Here is a 15,789-nt window from a genome sequence, read left to right as displayed (position 1 = left end):
TCATTAATTTCCGTTCAAAGCATCTAGTTTCTTAATCTCTGTATGCTATGATTTAAATTTTATTCTGTGTAATTTGTACTTTTTATCTTTTTTCTGTCTCAAAATAAGGCCTGCCAGAGGCGGAAGCTTCACGGTCATCGATTTATGATGCCCTCTCCATTCTTCATATTTTTCTTCCAGTATTTCAGAAAGCACCCCGCTACCACCGTATTGCTCATCATCTGAATTAAAAACAACCTCCCAATGGGTTCCCGCAGGAATTCCAATCTTATATTCCAATACTTTTGGAGCCAGATTCAGGGCAACCATCAGAATGTCATCTCTTTTTTTTCCTTTTCTAAGATAGACATAAACTGAATTCTCCAGATCATCTGCTTCTACCCATTCGAAACCGCTTTTGTCAAACTGATTTTCATAAAAGGCAGATTCTGATGTATAAAAGTGGTTTAATTCTTTGACAAGTTCCTGCAAGCCTTTATGAACCGGGTATTTTAGCAGATGCCAATCCAGACTTTGAGTAAAATTCCACTCACTGGTCTGCCCGAATTCATCCCCCATAAAAAGCAGTTTTGCTCCCGGATGGGTATACATATATACATATAAGGTACGAAGGTTGGCAAACTTCTGCCATTCGTCCCCTTTCATTTTATAGATCAGACTTGCCTTTCCGTGTACTACTTCATCATGTGACAAAGGCATCATATAATTCTCATTATACATATACATGGAAGCAAATGTAAGTTTATGATGATGAAATTTCCTGTTCGGAAAATCTTCTTTAAAATAATCTAGGGTATCATGCATCCAGCCCATCATCCATTTCATTCCAAAGCCTACTCCGCCATCATGAACAGGCTTGGTAAGCATAGGAAAATCTGAACTTTCTTCTGCAATGGTCATAATGTGATCGCCATACTCTTTATAGACAGCAGTATTGAATTCCTGCAGAAAAGCTTTAGCTTCAAGGTTTACATTTCCGCCATATATATTAGGCTCCCATTCGCCTTCATTCCTTGAATAATCCAGATGAAGCATTGAAGTTACTGCATCTACACGAAGCCCGTCAGCATGGTAACGATCCAGCCAGAACATCGCATTGGAAATCAGGAAAGACTTTACTTCATTTCTTCCGTAATTGAAAATATATGACTTCCAGTCAGGATGGAACCCTTTTCGTAGGTCTTCGTGTTCATAGAGATAAGATCCGTCAAAACGATGAAGCCCGTTGGCATCTCCCGGAAAGTGAGAGGGTACCCAATCCAGGATCACTCCTATTCCATTTTTATGAAGTTCATCAATCAGGTACATCAGATCCTGCGGTGAGCCAAAGCGTGAGGTGGCAGCATAAAATCCGGTAATCTGATACCCCCAGCTGGGATCGTACGGATATTCCATCACAGGCATGAATTCTACATGGGTAAAGCCCATTTCTTTGATATAAAGAACCAGTTTTTTGGCAATATCACGATAGTTTAAAAAACGGTCTGGATCACTACCTTCCCTTACCCAGGAGCCGAGATGCAATTCATAAACAGATATGGGAGCGTCAAGGCTGTTGTTCTTCCAGCGGTTTTCCATCCATTCCCTGTCATTCCACTCATACCAGGTTGTAGATACCAATGAGGCGGCCTGTTTATTCTGTTCCCAGCTTAATGCATAGGGATCACTTTTTTCAAGAATCTCACCTCTCGGTGTTTCAATCGCATATTTATATAAAGTCCCCCAGGTAAGCCCTTCAATGAATCCTTCCCAGATCCCGGACTCATCCCATCTTGGAAACAGAATATGATCTTTATGATTCCAGTTGTTAAAGTTTCCTATCACAGAAACCTTTTTGGCATTGGGTGCCCAGACTGAAAAATAAATTCCTTTCACCCCATCTTTCTCCGCAGAATGTGCCCCAAATTTCCCATACAGCTTATAATGTCTGCCTTCTTTGAAAAGGTACACATCATGATCGGTAAAAAGCGTATAGGTTTTAACAGAATTCATCAAGATCAGTTTGTATTTATATTTTTCCTGAAACTACGAAAAATACTGACAACAGTGATTAATTATTCATCAAATAATTATCAAGTTAGTTTTCTTCTTTCGTCTCCTATCAAATATATCATTTTTTAGATCATATTTTTATGATTTCAAAACAATCTTTTTTATAAATTTAGCAAAGTAATATTTATGAAACACTATGATGAGGTTTGAACTTTATACGGAAGAAAAAGACGACCGTCCGGTATTTGTCACCGGAAATTTTAACAACTGGAATCCTAAAGACTACCATTACCAACTTCAGCAAGAGGATGCCTGCAACTATTTTATAGAGATTGAGGATCAGATTCTCCCTGAGAATATTGAATACAAATTCACGAAAGGGGGCTGGGAAAATGTAGAGCTGGACCAATACGGAAATATGACTCCCAACCGGAAAATAAAAAAATCCAAGGGAACGACTTCTGATCTTGTAAAAAAATGGAGATTAAACTGGGGGCCCTTCAAGGAAGAGTATTTTCCTGTAGCAGAAGTCATTTCTGAAAAATTTTATATTCCGCAGCTCGATCGCTACCGAAAGGTCTGGGCACTGCTTCCCCACGATTATCACACTACAGACAAAAGCTACCCTGTTCTGTATCTTCAGGATGCTCAGAATCTTTTCAATGAAGGCAGTGGTTTCGGGAATTGGGAAATTGACAAGAAACTATCTATTCTTGCAGAATATGGACGTGGCGACGTCATCATCATTGCTATAGAACACGGAAGTGAAGACAGAATCAAAGAATATATTTTTGATAATGATAATGTAGCCAATGGTTCTGAAGGGAAAAAGTACATCCGTTTTATCACAGATACCCTGAAGCCTTTTGTGGATGAAAACTACCGAACCAAAAAAGACCGTGACAATACAGGAATCGGAGGAAGTTCACTGGGAGCTCTTATTAGTATCTACAGCGGATTTCTTTATCCCGAAGTCTATTCTAAGCTATTGATTTTCTCCCCTTCTCTATGGGTAGAGCCTAACAATAATTTCCCGATGATGAGCTTCAGAGTTCCTTTCAAAACAAAGATCTACCTGTATGGCGGCGGTCAGGAAGGTTCTAAAATGGTCAAAAGAATTCATGTTTTCGAAGAATATCTGAAAAGATGGGAAAAGAAAAACCTTTTTGATTTTGAATTCAGGACAAGCATCAACCCCGAAGGGACCCACAATGAATTTTACTGGTCACAGGAATTCCCGAGAGCAATTGAATGGCTATTCTATGACAATACCGAAAACCCTCTTGAAGTAAAACCCCAACAACAAAGTATTAAGAACTAAACTGTATGAAATTAATCAACAAAAAAAATAAGAACTATACACAAGTCTTCCATTTATTCACAGAAGAGGAATGGATCAAAACAGGTAAGAATTTCAATAAGAATATCGCCACTTTTTTCACAGGAAAAAAACATGAGGTTTTCGTAAACGCCCATGAGGAAGGGATTACTTATTTTATCGGACTGGGGAAATCTACTTTACAGAATTTTGAAATCCAGCAGGTGGCTGTAAAGTTCTCACAGACCCAAAAAGACAAATTACAGGCGGTACCCACTTTAGCACTGGCAGACTTCATGAATGAAAAGCAATTTGAAGAATTTGTCAAAGGTTTGCTTATCGGAACTTACAACTACCCATTTGAAAAAAAACACGCTTTCTGGAACACAAAATTTGAACTTCATTTTGAAAATTTAAGCCAGAAAAAACTGGATCATATCAGCCAGAAAGCTGAAGCATTAAGCAATGGACAAATTGCCTGTCAGGATTGGCTGAATAAACCTGCCAATCTTAAAAGACCGGACACTTTCAGCCTGTACCTTAAAAATTTAGCAAAAAAATACGAATTAAAATACACAGCATTTAACAGAAAGAAATGCGAAGAACTTGGTTTAGGTGCCTACCTTGCCGTTAACCAAGGCAGTGCTTACGATGCTGCTTTTACTATTTTAGAATATAAAACGACCGTTAAAAATGCAAAAACGTATGGTCTGGTGGGAAAATGTGTACTATTTGATACCGGAGGAATCTCATTAAAGAATTCTGCCAATCTGCATTATATGAAATCTGATATGGGTGGTGCTACAGCAGTCTTTGGTACTCTGATCTACGCTGCAGAAATGAAACTTCCGGTGAATATCGTTGCCGTTCTTCCGATTACAGACAATGCTATTTCCGAAAAGGCCCTGCTTCCCAGCGACGTCATTACCGCCTACAATGGAAAAACCATTGAAGTCCTTGATACGGATGCTGAAGGCAGGCTGATTCTTGCTGACGGACTTTCTTATCTTACCAAAAATTATAAAACAGATTTCCTTATTGACCTGGCTACGTTAACGGGAAGTTCGGTTCGTATGTTCGGAGATACCTGTGGGGCAATGTTTTCCAATAATGATGATCTGAAAAACATCCTGATAAAGACCGGAGATCAGACCAACCAAAGACTTTGGAATCTTCCGCTATGGGACATCTGGAAAGATGACATCCAATCGGATGTAGCCGATATGAAAAATATTTCCATGAAGCCTATCGGAGACTGTATCATCGCCGCCAAATTCCTGGAACAATTCATTGAAAACCACCCTAAATGGGCCCATCTCGATATTGCCGGAGTAGCCTTCGGAAACGTTGGATACGCCAAAGAAAAAGCAGCAACCGGATATGGAGTTCAATTGCTCGCCGATTTAATTGAAAATTATCACTAAAAATTAGTTTTTTACAAAAAATCTCTGTATACTTGATTAGTGGATTTTCAAAAACGCATGATATTCCGTTTTTTACCATTAATAAAACAACAAAAAATTGCTTTTATTTTTGAAAATCCACTAAAATACAAAAAACATTATATGGAGAAGAAAACGATCGTATGTATTTCCTGTTACTACAAGGGGTATGATTTTATGGACGAAATGAAGAAACTCGGCAATAATATCATCCTGGTAACATCAGAAAATCTTAAAGAAAAAAACTGGCCCTGGCATGCCATCGATGAGGTATTTTATATGCCTGAACTCAAACCGTCCGTATGGAATCTGGAACACCTGATTCAGGGATTTTCGCATCTGATGAAAAGCAGAAAAGTAGATGCGGTAGTAGCCCTTGATGATTATGATGTGGAAAAAGCAGCATTAATCAGGGAAACGTTTCGTATTCCGGGAATGGGACAAACCACTCACCGTTATTTCAGAGACAAACTGGCCATGCGCCAGAAAGCAAAAGACTCAGGAATCAATGTTCCGGAATTCACTGCTGTTTTCAATGATGACGAAGTGAACAGTTTTGCAGACAGGGTGCCTGCACCATGGGTATTAAAACCAAGATCAGAAGCCTCTGCATCAGGAATTAAGAAAATTACTTCCAAGGACCAACTTCATGAAGCTTTGGAGACTCTTGGGGAAGAACGTCATCTGTTTTTACTGGAAAGCTTTAAACCCGGAGATGTATATCATGTGGACAGTCTTACTTTCAACAAAGAAATTGTATTCACTTCCGCATCCAAATATCTGGCCCCGCCTATGCAGGTTTCTCATGAAGGAGGCGTGTTCCGGTCTAAGACCCTGGGAAGATATTCTGATGAATTCAAAGCACTGGAAGACATCAATGCAAAGGTTCTTTCAAGCTTCGGATTACTCAACGGCGCAACCCATACCGAATTTATCCGTGGAAAAGAAGACGGGAAATGGTATTTCCTTGAGACATCCTCACGGGTTGGCGGAGCCCATATTCCTGATCTGGTGGAAGCCTCCAGCGGGATCAATATCTGGCGGGAATGGGCGAAGATTGAAGATGCTCTTCTGAGAGGTAATGATTACAGCGTTTCACCTCCTACAGGCTATTATTCAGGACTTATTGTTGCCCTTATCAAGGATAAAGAGCCTGATTACAGCAGTTTCGAATGTGAAGAAGTAGTCAAATTTCTCCCGATAGATTATCATGTAGGCATTGTTTACAAATCCAGTGATGCTGTCATTGTACAGGAAAAGCTGGATAGCGCCGCTGAAAAGATACAGATGGAAATGCTGAATATTTTACCACCTAAAAGCAGTAAATTAAGCAGTTAAAAAAAATAAACACAACATTAAAAGTAAAAGAAATTTAAATGCCTCACATCGAACATACCGATTATTATTCGAATATATTGGGAACCAGCCTTAAAGTGGAAGTGACCGGACATTACGGGCATCCTATCATCATGTTTCCAACCTCTCAGGGACAGTATACCCAGAATCATGATTTTCACCTTAATGGAAGCATCAACTGGTTTATAGAACAGGGAAAAGTAAAGCTTTATAATATTCAGACCATTGACGCCTGGAGTTTTTATGATGAAAAGATCTCTCCACAGCAGAGGATCAGAAATTATGAACGCTATGTACAGTTTCTGATTCAGGAATTTGTGCCTTATATCCAGAAACTTCATAAAACCCATCGTGTTGCGGTGGCCGGAGCCAGCTTCGGAGGGTATCATGCCGCTAATTTCGCCTTCAGGTTTCCGGATGTGGTTTCCCATCTGATCTGCCTTTCGGGAGCATTCAGCATCAGGAATTTTATGAACGGATACTCTGATGAACTGGTGTACTTCAACTGCCCTAGAGAGTTTGTAAGAAACGATGATGCCTGGAAATACAAGCATATGCATATTGTACTGAGCACTTCTGATCAGGATATTTGTAAAGATAAAAACATTGAAATGGCAGAAATTTTAAGGATAAAAGGCATCGATTTCTGGTATGATGAGAGAAAATGGATCGGGCACGACTGGCCTTTGTGGAGAATGGTGTTCCCAACGTTTATAGGAGCTTATTTCTCCTGAACCGGATAAAATTTAAACATAAAAAACACATTTTTTTAACACTTAAGTTTTTTAAGGTACTACTAACTGTATGAGAAGTACACTTAAGTTTTTTTTGAAAATCAAAGATTTTCAGTTTTCCCAAATATCACAATTGAATATGTGATATTTTCCTCCTCCGGAGGGATGTCAAATCAAAGGTTTGACGGGGTGGTCAAAGAAAGAATATAAGCTAAAAAAGACTAAAATTCTTTGAACAGACCCATAAAAAAGATAAAATAGAAAAAAAATACACATCAATTTAAAAAACAGAAATTATGGCAAAAAAAGTAGGAATTCTATTCGGTATGGAAGATACATTTCCCTGGGCATTCATAGACAAAGTGAATGAACTGGGTGGTGGAGATATTGTAGCAGAGCCTGTAACCATTGACAAACTGGAACAGGGCGCAGACTATGGATATGCAGTAATCATCGACAGAATTTCCCAGGACGTTCCCTTTTACAGAGCTTATCTGAAAAATGCAGCACTTAACGGTACTTATGTAATCAACAATCCTTTCTGGTGGAGTGCTGATGAAAAATTCTTCAACAATGCGCTCATGTCAAAATTGGGAATACCACTTCCTAAGACCGTTTTGCTTCCGTCTCATGAAAGGCCTGACAACACTTCGGAAACTTCATTCAGAAATCTTAAATTTCCTCATGACTGGGAATATATTTTCAACTATGTCGGTTTCCCTGCTTATATGAAGCCTCATGACGGCGGTGGATGGAAAAGCGTTTACAGAGTGGAAAATCCGGATGATCTTTGGAATAAGCTGAGTGAAACAGAGCAGCTCGTGATGATGGTACAGGAAGAGATCGTCTTTGATGACTATTACAGGGTATACTGTCTGGGCAGAAAATATGTTCATATTATGCCTTATGAGCCAAGAAACCCGCATCATTTAAGATATGCAACGACCCATCAGACTCAGGGTGCAGAACTGGAAAAATTATTGAAGACCATTCATGATTATACGATCAAAATGAACGAGGCATTGGGATATGATTTCAATACGGTGGAATTTGCCGTAAGAGACGGTATTCCTTACGCTATCGATTTCTGTAATCCGGCTCCGGACGCGGACAGAAATTCTGTAGGAGAAGAAAATTTCGCATGGATCATAGAGCATGCTGCAAAGCTGGCTATTGAAAAAGCTAAAGAATATGTTCCGGGGAAACCTAATATTACCTGGGGAACCTTTGTGAAAGATTCAATACAATAAATCATAGATAAAATAAAAAACACAAGAAAAATGCATCAGTTTACTATTGGAATAGAAGAAGAGTACCAGATCATCGATGTTGAAAGCCGGGATCTTGTCTCTCACGTTTCTAAAATCATTGAAGGCGGCAAAGCGGTTTTAAGTGAAAACTTAAAGCACGAAATGCATGAATCTATGATTGAAATGGAAACAGGAATCTGCCAGAATATTCAGGAAGCCAGGGCAGAATTGACGAATTTAAGAAGACACCTGATCAATACTGCTCATGAGCAGGGACTTCGTGTTTCCGGAGGAGGCACTCACCCATTCTCACATTGGTCAGAAAACAATATCACGCAGGGAGAAAGATACATCAAAATTGTAGATGACATGGGTGATGTGGCCCGTGAGAATCTTATTTTCGGACTCCATGTGCATATCGGGATTCCTAATCGGGAAGAGGGAGTGAGAATTCAGAATGTGATGCGCTATTTCCTGCCTCACGTATATGCTCTTTCTACCAACTCACCATTCTGGATCGGAAGGTATACCGGATTCAAGTCTTACCGACAGGAGATTTTTGTAAAATTCCCAAGAACCGGTATCCCAAGTTATTTTACCTCTCTGGCAGAATTTGACAGCTATGTTGATCTTCTTGTAAAAACCGGAACGATTGACAATGCCAAGAAAATCTGGTGGGATCTGCGTGTTCACCCGTTCTACCCTACCATTGAGTTCAGAATCTGTGACATGCCGTTAAGGATTGACGAAACCGTTTGTCTTGCAGCCATTATGCAGAGCTTAGTGGCAAAAATCTATAAGCTTCATCAGCAAAACCTTAGTTTCAGAAGCTACAGAAGGTTACTTCTGAACGAAAATAAATGGCGTGCTTCGAAAAGTGGTATTGAGGCGCATCTTATCGACTTCGGTAAAGAAGAATCTGTTCCATATCCTCATTTATTAAAAGAACTCTTAGAGTTTATTGATGATGTTGTAGATGATTTAGGATGCCGCCACGAGGTTGAATATGCATGGAAAATTCTGGAAAACGGAACCGGCGCAGACCGACAGCTTCAGATCTTTAAGGAAACGGGTGACCTTACCAAAGTGGTTGATTATATGATCTCGGAAACAGAGTATGGCATAACACATGGAGAACATGCTTCATAATATTTTTGGTAACTTTACAAAAAATATGATGTAATGAAAGATATTCGAATTGCTCTGCTGGACATGAACAACAACCATGTCAATCAAGGCTTTAGAAACATTAAAGAGATTTCCGAGGCATTTCAGCAGAACTCTGAAGAAAATGTAATTATTGAGACCTTTGATGTGAGGTTTAAGGACGAAATGCCGGAGATCGGAGACTTTGATATTTTTATTTCTTCAGGCGGACCGGGCAATCCACACAGAGAAGGTTTTGCATGGGAAGACAGGTTTGCCAACTTTTTAGATTCGGTTTTTGAACACAACAAATACAATGAGGATAAAAAATACCTTTTCCTGATCTGCCATTCATTCCAATTGGCAAGTATTCACTGGAAACTGGGAAACATCTGTAAAAGAAAATCTTATTCTTTCGGAGTAATGCCTGTTCACAAGACGAAAGAAGGCAGAGAAGAGTTTTTATTCAAAAATCTTCAGGATCCTTTCTATGCGGTAGACTCAAGAGCTTTTCAGTTTATTGAGCCTGATCACGAACGTTTTGAAGAATTGGGTATGACGGTAATGGCTATTGAAAAATTCCGTCCTCATATCAATCTGGAAAGAGCGATAATGGCGGTCCGTTTCTCTGATGAAATATTCGGGACTCAGTTTCACCCTGAAGCCAGCCCTGAATCTTTGATCGAAAACCTGAAGGATGAAAAGAACAGAGAAGCCATGATCGAAAACTTCGGTATGGAAAAGTATCTTGAAACGATGGACAGAATTGATGATGAAGATAAAATCATCCTGACCAGAAATCAGATCCTTCCGAGATTCCTTCAGTTTGCAAAAAAAAACATTTTGAAAGAAATTGAATCTTTGGCTTAATAAGTCAGGAAGCTGGAAGAGGGAGGCCCGAAGTTATCAGTAGTCATTAAACTTCTGGTGAACTTTTGATTTTGACCAGGTATAAAAACACCTTAATTTAAAATATAGACTTCATATACTCCCCTCTTCCAACATCCAACATCATTCTATAAAATATCGGGCATTATTGCTCGATTTTTTTAACCTCACAAAAGAAAAAAATATGATCCCAAAATACAGAAAACAGTTCAATCAGGAATTTTCACAGGATAAATATCAGCAGCTAAAAGATACTTTAAAGCAAAAAGGAGGGATAGAACCTACTTTCAGGATTTCTGAGAGCCCACTTTTTCTTACCAAAGAATTTGAAGGCAAGCTTCTGGATGCCAGTGAAAGTATTATCAGCCAGATCAAAGCACTTCCGGATGAACTCCTTCAAAAAGCTATTCCTGACAATTGCAGGGTTCCTAACGATACAAACCAGCCTCATTTTTTTACCATAGATTTTGGGATCTGCAAAAGTGAAAACGGAGAAATCGAACCCCAACTGATAGAATTACAGGCTTTCCCTTCACTATACGCTTTTCAGAAAACCTTTGAAGAAACATTTTGCGAGGTATATCCTTTTCTTAATGACATTAAAAACACCATGCCTCATGAAACGTTTAAAAACTATCTGAAAGAACTGATCGTAGGTGATGAACATCCTGAAAATGTAATCCTTCTTGAAATTTTCCCGGAAAAACAGAAAACGGCCATTGATTTTGCTTTAACAGAGCAATTATTAGGGATAAAAACAGTCTGCCTGACAAAAGTAAAAAAGGAAGGTAAAAAACTGTATTATCAAAATGAAGGCAAACGGGTTCAGATCAAAAGAATCTACAACCGGGTGATTTTTGATGAACTGGATAGAATTCCGGATCTTAAAACTGAATTTGATTTCCGTGAAGAAGCAGAGGTAAAATGGATCACACATCCTAACTGGTTTTTTAAAATTTCAAAATTCCTTTTACCATTATTACAACATCAGTTCGTTCCGAAAAGTTATTTTTTACATGAATTTCCGGAAAATGAAAGTCTTGAGAATTTTGTATTGAAACCTTTGTTCTCTTTTGCAGGAAGCGGAGTGAATCTGAACCCAACCAAAGAAATCACAGATGCTATTGAAGATAAAGAAAACTACATCCTGCAGAGAAAAGTAACCTATGAACCGATCTTCGAAGATATTAACGGAGAATTTTCAAAAGCAGAAATCCGTCTGCTATATATTTGGCGGGAAAATGATGAACGTCCTATTCTATTGGAAAATCTGGGAAGAATGACCAAAGCAGCTATGGTAAATGTAGATTTCAACAAGAAAGATGCGATCTGGATCGGAAGCTCAAATGCTTTTTTTGCAGAAGGGTAATTTTTCGAGCAATTAAAATAAGAAAAAAGAATTATTATTACTAAAATAAGAATCGGCTGAACCTTTGGTTCAGCCGATTCTTTAAATATTATAGAATATTACAGGTTGATTTTATAGATTCTTATCATCTTCCAGCAATTCCCTTGCCTGATATTCCTGTACCAGATCAATCGCATTTGAAATCACATCGCTCAAAGCTGTAATGAAAGTCCCTTCTTCTGCCATTCCTATAGCGTGTTTCAGGGCTTCAATTTCTTTTGGAATAATTTCATAGCTCACATCTCTTCCGGCTTCATTGATTCCATCGATAATCAGTCCGTTAATTTCTTCTTCTGTTCTTCCACGAAGGTGCTTTTCATTCCGGATGATAATATAATCGAACATTCTACCGGCAATTTTACCGCATTCTTTAATATCATGATCCCGTCTGTCTCCCACCCCGGAAATAATCCCGATCTTCTTCGTAGATTCCACATTTTTCAGGTAATCTTCAATGGCTTCATACCCTGAAGGGTTGTGGGCAAAGTCGATCAGTACTTTAAAATTCTTAAACTTAAACACATTCAATCTTCCTGGAGTCAGCTGAGCACTAGGAATAAAGGTTCGTAAAGAATTCGAAATATCTTCAATTCCAAATCCATAAAGGTAGCTCGCCAGACTGGCTGCCAATACATTTTCGATCATGAATCTGGCTTTTCCTTCCATGGTGATCGGGAAGTCTTTGGCTTTTCCGATTCTGATCTTCCAGTCACCTTTTTTAATGGTTACAAAACCTTCTTCATATACACAGGTAATCTTTCCTTCTTTTGCAAATTTTACAATATGAGGATTGTTTTCATCCATACTGAAAATCGCCACATTAGAGTCCAGATCATTGACAATTTTCATCGAATACTCATTGTCCGCATTCAGGACACTCCAGCCACTTTTCTTTACACTGTCGAGTACTACTCTTTTCACTTTGGTAAGATCTTTCAAACTGTGAATATCATTCATTCCCAGGTGATCTTCTTCAATATTGGTCAAAACACCAATATCGCACTGTGAAAATCCAAGTCCGGAACGTAAAATCCCCCCTCTTGCCGTCTCCAGAACAGCAAATTCTACGGTAGGGTCTTTCAGGATAAATTCTGCAGACAGCGGTCCTGTGGTATCTCCTTTTGAAAGCATGGTATTCTGGATGTAAATTCCGTCTGACGTAGTGAACCCTACTCTATAGCCATTACTCTTTACAATATGTGAAATAAGCCTTGTAGTGGTGGTTTTTCCGTTAGTTCCTGTTACAGCAATAATAGGAATAGTAAAAGGTTTCCCTTGAGGATAAAGCATATCAACGACCGGTGCCGCAACGTTTCTGGGCAGCCCTTCGCTTGGAGCGAGGTGCATTCTGAAACCAGGTGCGGCGTTCACTTCTATGATAGCTCCGCCACTTTCCTTTAATGGTTGGGTTAAATTTTCAGCCATAACATCAATCCCGCAAACATCCAGACCGATAATCTTAGAAATTCTTTCCGCCATCGTAATATTTTCCGGATGTACCATGTCTGTAACATCAATTGAAGTTCCCCCGGTTGAAAGATTGGCTGTTGATTTCAGATACACCACTTCGCCTCTCTGAGGAATAGTCTCCAGAGTGTACTGAAGCTTTTCAAGCAACTCCAGGGTATCTTTATCCACTTCTATTTCGGTCAGTACATTTTCGTGTCCGTAGCCTCTTCTCGGATCTTTATTTTCTTTATCAATAAGCTGTTGAAGATTAAGTTCCCCATCTCCTACAACATGAGCAGGAACTCTTCTCGCCGCTGCAACCATCTTATTGTTGATCACCAGGATACGGAAGTCATACCCGGTAATGTATTTTTCAACAATTACTTTCCTTGAATATTTCTGTGCATGGTCCAGGCCTATCTTTGCAGACTCCCAATCGTTAACATTAATGGAAGAACCTTTCCCGTGATTCCCGTCCAAAGGTTTTAAAACAATTGGATACCCGATCTTTCTGATCACATTATTTAAGTCTTCTTCATCCACTACCAGATCTCCGATCGGAACCGGAATAGCAGCATCATGAAGCATTCTTTTGGTTAATTCTTTGTTACAGGCAATATCTACAGCAATAGAGCTCGTCTTTCCGGTAATTGTAGCCTGAAACCGCTGTTGATTGACCCCATAACCCAGCTGCACCAGAGAATTGGTTCCTAACCTGATCCAGGGAATTCTTCGAGAAGCGGCTTCTTCTACAATACTTCCTGTAGAAGGACCAAGGCGCACACGCTCTCTGATTTCTTTTAATTTATGAATACATGCATTCAGATTATAATCTGTCCCTTCAATCAATGCTTCTGCAATCTTTACTGCCTCTTCTGCCGCATAGATTCCAGCATTTTCTTCAAGATAATTGAATACGACATTATAGACTCCCGGTGTTTTGGTTTCACGGGTTCTCCCAAACCCCACATCCATCCCCGCCAGGGTCTGAATTTCTAAAGCGATATGCTCAATGACATGCCCCATCCAGGTCCCGGTTTCCACTCTGTGGAAAAAGCCGCCCTCTACTCCTTCTGAGCATCGGTGGGTAACGAGCGAAGGCATTAATTTTTCAATCCTCTCCCTGAATCCGTCGATTTTATTGGTAGGATAATTCTCCATTTCTTCAAGGTCCAATCTCATCTGTATCAGCTTCTTTCTTCTGATGCTCCAGATGTTAGGACCACGTAGTGCCTGAATCTTTTCGATTTTCATATCTATTGGCATTTTAACCGTTAATAATAACTCCTTTTATAACCAAAGATAATGTAAAACCCTAAACAAAACCATACCTTGTTTAAAGATTTATTAAAAAAATATTAATTTTTATTAACATTCTTAAATCACTAAAAATCAACTAAAGATGGCACGAATTTCGCCAAATAATGTTAATTATTTTTTAATTTTGTAGTATGACAAAACCTGTTGGAAAATTAATAGTTATCGGTGGCGCTGTAAACAAAGGTAGTTTTTCAGAAACCGACTATGATCAGAATATAGAAAAGAATCTTAACTTTTTTGAACGTGGAATTTTACGAAAGATCATCAACGAATCTAAGCATAAGGAAGACTCAGTCATTGAGATTGTAACTACCGCTTCCCAGATTCCTCAGATTGTAGGATCCGAATATAAAAAAGCATTTGAATTTTTAGGTGCTAAAAATGTAAACGTTCTTGATATTCACAACCGTGAGGAAGCGAATTCTGACGCTATGGTAGCCAGAGCTAATGCAGCAGATGTGATGATGTTTACCGGCGGTGACCAGCTAAGACTTACCTCAATTCTTGGCGGAACCCGATTTCATGATACCATTCTTTTAAAATACCAGGAACAGGATTTTATTTATTCCGGAACATCGGCAGGGGCAGCAGCAGCTTCTGAGAATATGATCTATCAGGGCAGCAGCTCTGAAGCTCTTTTAAAAGGTGAAATCAAAACCACACAAGGACTAGGACTGATCGATAATGTGATCATCGATACCCATTTTGTACAGCGAGGCAGAATCGGGCGTCTTTTCCAGGCGGTGGTCAATAATCCGAGAACTTTAGGAATCGGCCTTGGAGAAGATACCGGACTTTTTATTCATAATGATGTAATGACTGCCGTAGGTTCGGGACTTGTGATCCTTGTGGACGGAAGATTCATCAAAGATACCAACCTTACAAATATCAATCTTGGAGAACCTATTTCTATTGATAATCTGACGGTACATGTAATGTCTATGAATGATCATTATGATCTTACCACAAAAACGCTGACGATTGAGAATTCTCAGTTTAATCCTATTCCTCAGGATAAATAATCAATAAAATATATTAAAAACGAGATTTTGGTCTCGTTTTTTTATTGGATGAAAATCAATAAGTTTTTTTATTAAGTTTTGGCTAAAGCCAATTATTCTTTTTGGTCTCACAGATTTTTTATTTTATCAAAAAAGGTAAAACATGGTCTTTAATATTCCTGTTTCTATGATAAAAGTTCGATGGAGAATGATGGGGATAAAAATTATGGGATATTACAAAGTTTATTTTTGTAGGTTTCGGCTAAAGCCGATTGGAAATTATTTTTATTGCGAACGGGCTAAAGCCCGTTCCTATTGAATAATGATTGTTCCTGTTCTAAAGATGGTGTTTAACGAGAAAATCTTTAATCTTTAATCTTTAATCTTTAATCTTTAATCTTTAATCTTTAATCTTTAATCTTTAATCTTTAATCTTTAATCTTTAATCTTTAATCTTTAATCTTTAATCTTTAATCTTTAATCTT

At 38.7% G+C, this 15,789-nt stretch carries 11 protein-coding genes; 9 read left to right on the top strand and 2 right to left on the bottom strand.

Annotated elements, in window-relative coordinates; translation table 11 throughout:
* Positions 1-45: 45 nt before the first annotated feature.
* Entirely contained in the window at positions 46-1,992 is a 1,947-nt protein-coding gene (gene glgB / locus AC106K_RS04970) for a 1,4-alpha-glucan branching protein GlgB (protein WP_482443553.1), read from the bottom strand.
* A 199-nt stretch (positions 1,993-2,191) separates the two neighbouring features.
* Here glgB and AC106K_RS04965 point away from each other — a divergent pair, with 199 nt between their 5' ends.
* The 8 genes from AC106K_RS04965 (at position 2,192) to AC106K_RS04930 (ending at position 11,495) form a co-directional block, all read left to right on the top strand.
* Positions 2,192-3,313, top strand: a complete 1,122-nt coding sequence (locus tag AC106K_RS04965; protein ID WP_482444740.1) for an alpha/beta hydrolase-fold protein — start codon at positions 2,192-2,194, stop codon at positions 3,311-3,313.
* A 5-nt stretch (positions 3,314-3,318) separates the two neighbouring features.
* On the top strand, positions 3,319-4,734 hold the full coding sequence (locus AC106K_RS04960) for a leucyl aminopeptidase family protein (RefSeq protein ID WP_482443552.1): 1,416 nt from the start codon (positions 3,319-3,321) through the stop codon (positions 4,732-4,734).
* A 141-nt stretch (positions 4,735-4,875) separates the two neighbouring features.
* Positions 4,876-6,090, top strand: coding sequence for an ATP-grasp domain-containing protein (locus AC106K_RS04955; protein ID WP_482443551.1), 1,215 nt, complete (start codon positions 4,876-4,878; stop codon positions 6,088-6,090).
* 38 nt (positions 6,091-6,128) lie between these two features.
* The gene (locus tag AC106K_RS04950; RefSeq protein ID WP_047095741.1) at positions 6,129-6,842 is read left to right on the top strand and encodes an alpha/beta hydrolase-fold protein; all 714 of its coding nucleotides are present in this window, start codon (positions 6,129-6,131) and stop codon (positions 6,840-6,842) included.
* Between the two features lie 296 nt (positions 6,843-7,138).
* Positions 7,139-8,092: an ATP-grasp domain-containing protein gene (locus tag AC106K_RS04945; RefSeq protein WP_482443550.1), complete on the top strand. Its 954-nt coding sequence runs from the start codon at positions 7,139-7,141 to the stop codon at positions 8,090-8,092.
* A 30-nt stretch (positions 8,093-8,122) separates the two neighbouring features.
* Positions 8,123-9,241: a carboxylate-amine ligase gene (locus AC106K_RS04940; RefSeq protein ID WP_482443549.1), complete on the top strand. Its 1,119-nt coding sequence runs from the start codon at positions 8,123-8,125 to the stop codon at positions 9,239-9,241.
* A 33-nt stretch (positions 9,242-9,274) separates the two neighbouring features.
* Positions 9,275-10,108 (top strand): type 1 glutamine amidotransferase, encoded by an 834-nt coding sequence (locus AC106K_RS04935; RefSeq protein WP_482443548.1) that lies wholly within the window; start codon positions 9,275-9,277, stop codon positions 10,106-10,108.
* A 202-nt stretch (positions 10,109-10,310) separates the two neighbouring features.
* Complete coding sequence (locus tag AC106K_RS04930; protein ID WP_482443547.1) at positions 10,311-11,495, top strand: hypothetical protein; 1,185 nt, start codon at positions 10,311-10,313, stop codon at positions 11,493-11,495.
* A 111-nt stretch (positions 11,496-11,606) separates the two neighbouring features.
* Here the strand turns inward: AC106K_RS04930 and cphA are convergent, their stop codons facing one another.
* Positions 11,607-14,237: a cyanophycin synthetase gene (gene cphA, locus AC106K_RS04925; RefSeq protein WP_482443546.1), complete on the bottom strand. Its 2,631-nt coding sequence runs from the start codon at positions 14,235-14,237 to the stop codon at positions 11,607-11,609.
* 197 nt (positions 14,238-14,434) lie between these two features.
* Here cphA and AC106K_RS04920 point away from each other — a divergent pair, with 197 nt between their 5' ends.
* The gene (locus AC106K_RS04920) at positions 14,435-15,325 is read left to right on the top strand and encodes a cyanophycinase (RefSeq protein WP_047095746.1); all 891 of its coding nucleotides are present in this window, start codon (positions 14,435-14,437) and stop codon (positions 15,323-15,325) included.
* Positions 15,326-15,789: the final 464 nt, after the last annotated feature.

Source organism: Chryseobacterium sp. FR048, from assembly GCF_056844665.1.
This window is presented reverse-complemented; position numbering and strand designations above follow the sequence as displayed.

What these genes read in the sequence shown, in the direction of transcription:
- cphA (WP_482443546.1), bottom strand. Translation starts at nt 14,237, where the DNA reads ATGAAAATCGAAAAGATTCAGGCACTACGTGGTCCTAACATCTGGAGC.
- AC106K_RS04965 (WP_482444740.1), top strand. Translation starts at nt 2,192, where the DNA reads ATGAGGTTTGAACTTTATACGGAAGAAAAAGACGACCGTCCGGTATTT.
- AC106K_RS04930 (WP_482443547.1), top strand. Translation starts at nt 10,311, where the DNA reads ATGATCCCAAAATACAGAAAACAGTTCAATCAGGAATTTTCACAGGAT.
- AC106K_RS04955 (WP_482443551.1), top strand. Translation starts at nt 4,876, where the DNA reads ATGGAGAAGAAAACGATCGTATGTATTTCCTGTTACTACAAGGGGTAT.
- AC106K_RS04950 (WP_047095741.1), top strand. Translation starts at nt 6,129, where the DNA reads ATGCCTCACATCGAACATACCGATTATTATTCGAATATATTGGGAACC.
- AC106K_RS04935 (WP_482443548.1), top strand. Translation starts at nt 9,275, where the DNA reads ATGAAAGATATTCGAATTGCTCTGCTGGACATGAACAACAACCATGTC.
- AC106K_RS04945 (WP_482443550.1), top strand. Translation starts at nt 7,139, where the DNA reads ATGGCAAAAAAAGTAGGAATTCTATTCGGTATGGAAGATACATTTCCC.
- AC106K_RS04940 (WP_482443549.1), top strand. Translation starts at nt 8,123, where the DNA reads ATGCATCAGTTTACTATTGGAATAGAAGAAGAGTACCAGATCATCGAT.
- AC106K_RS04960 (WP_482443552.1), top strand. Translation starts at nt 3,319, where the DNA reads ATGAAATTAATCAACAAAAAAAATAAGAACTATACACAAGTCTTCCAT.
- AC106K_RS04920 (WP_047095746.1), top strand. Translation starts at nt 14,435, where the DNA reads ATGACAAAACCTGTTGGAAAATTAATAGTTATCGGTGGCGCTGTAAAC.
- glgB (WP_482443553.1), bottom strand. Translation starts at nt 1,992, where the DNA reads ATGAATTCTGTTAAAACCTATACGCTTTTTACCGATCATGATGTGTAC.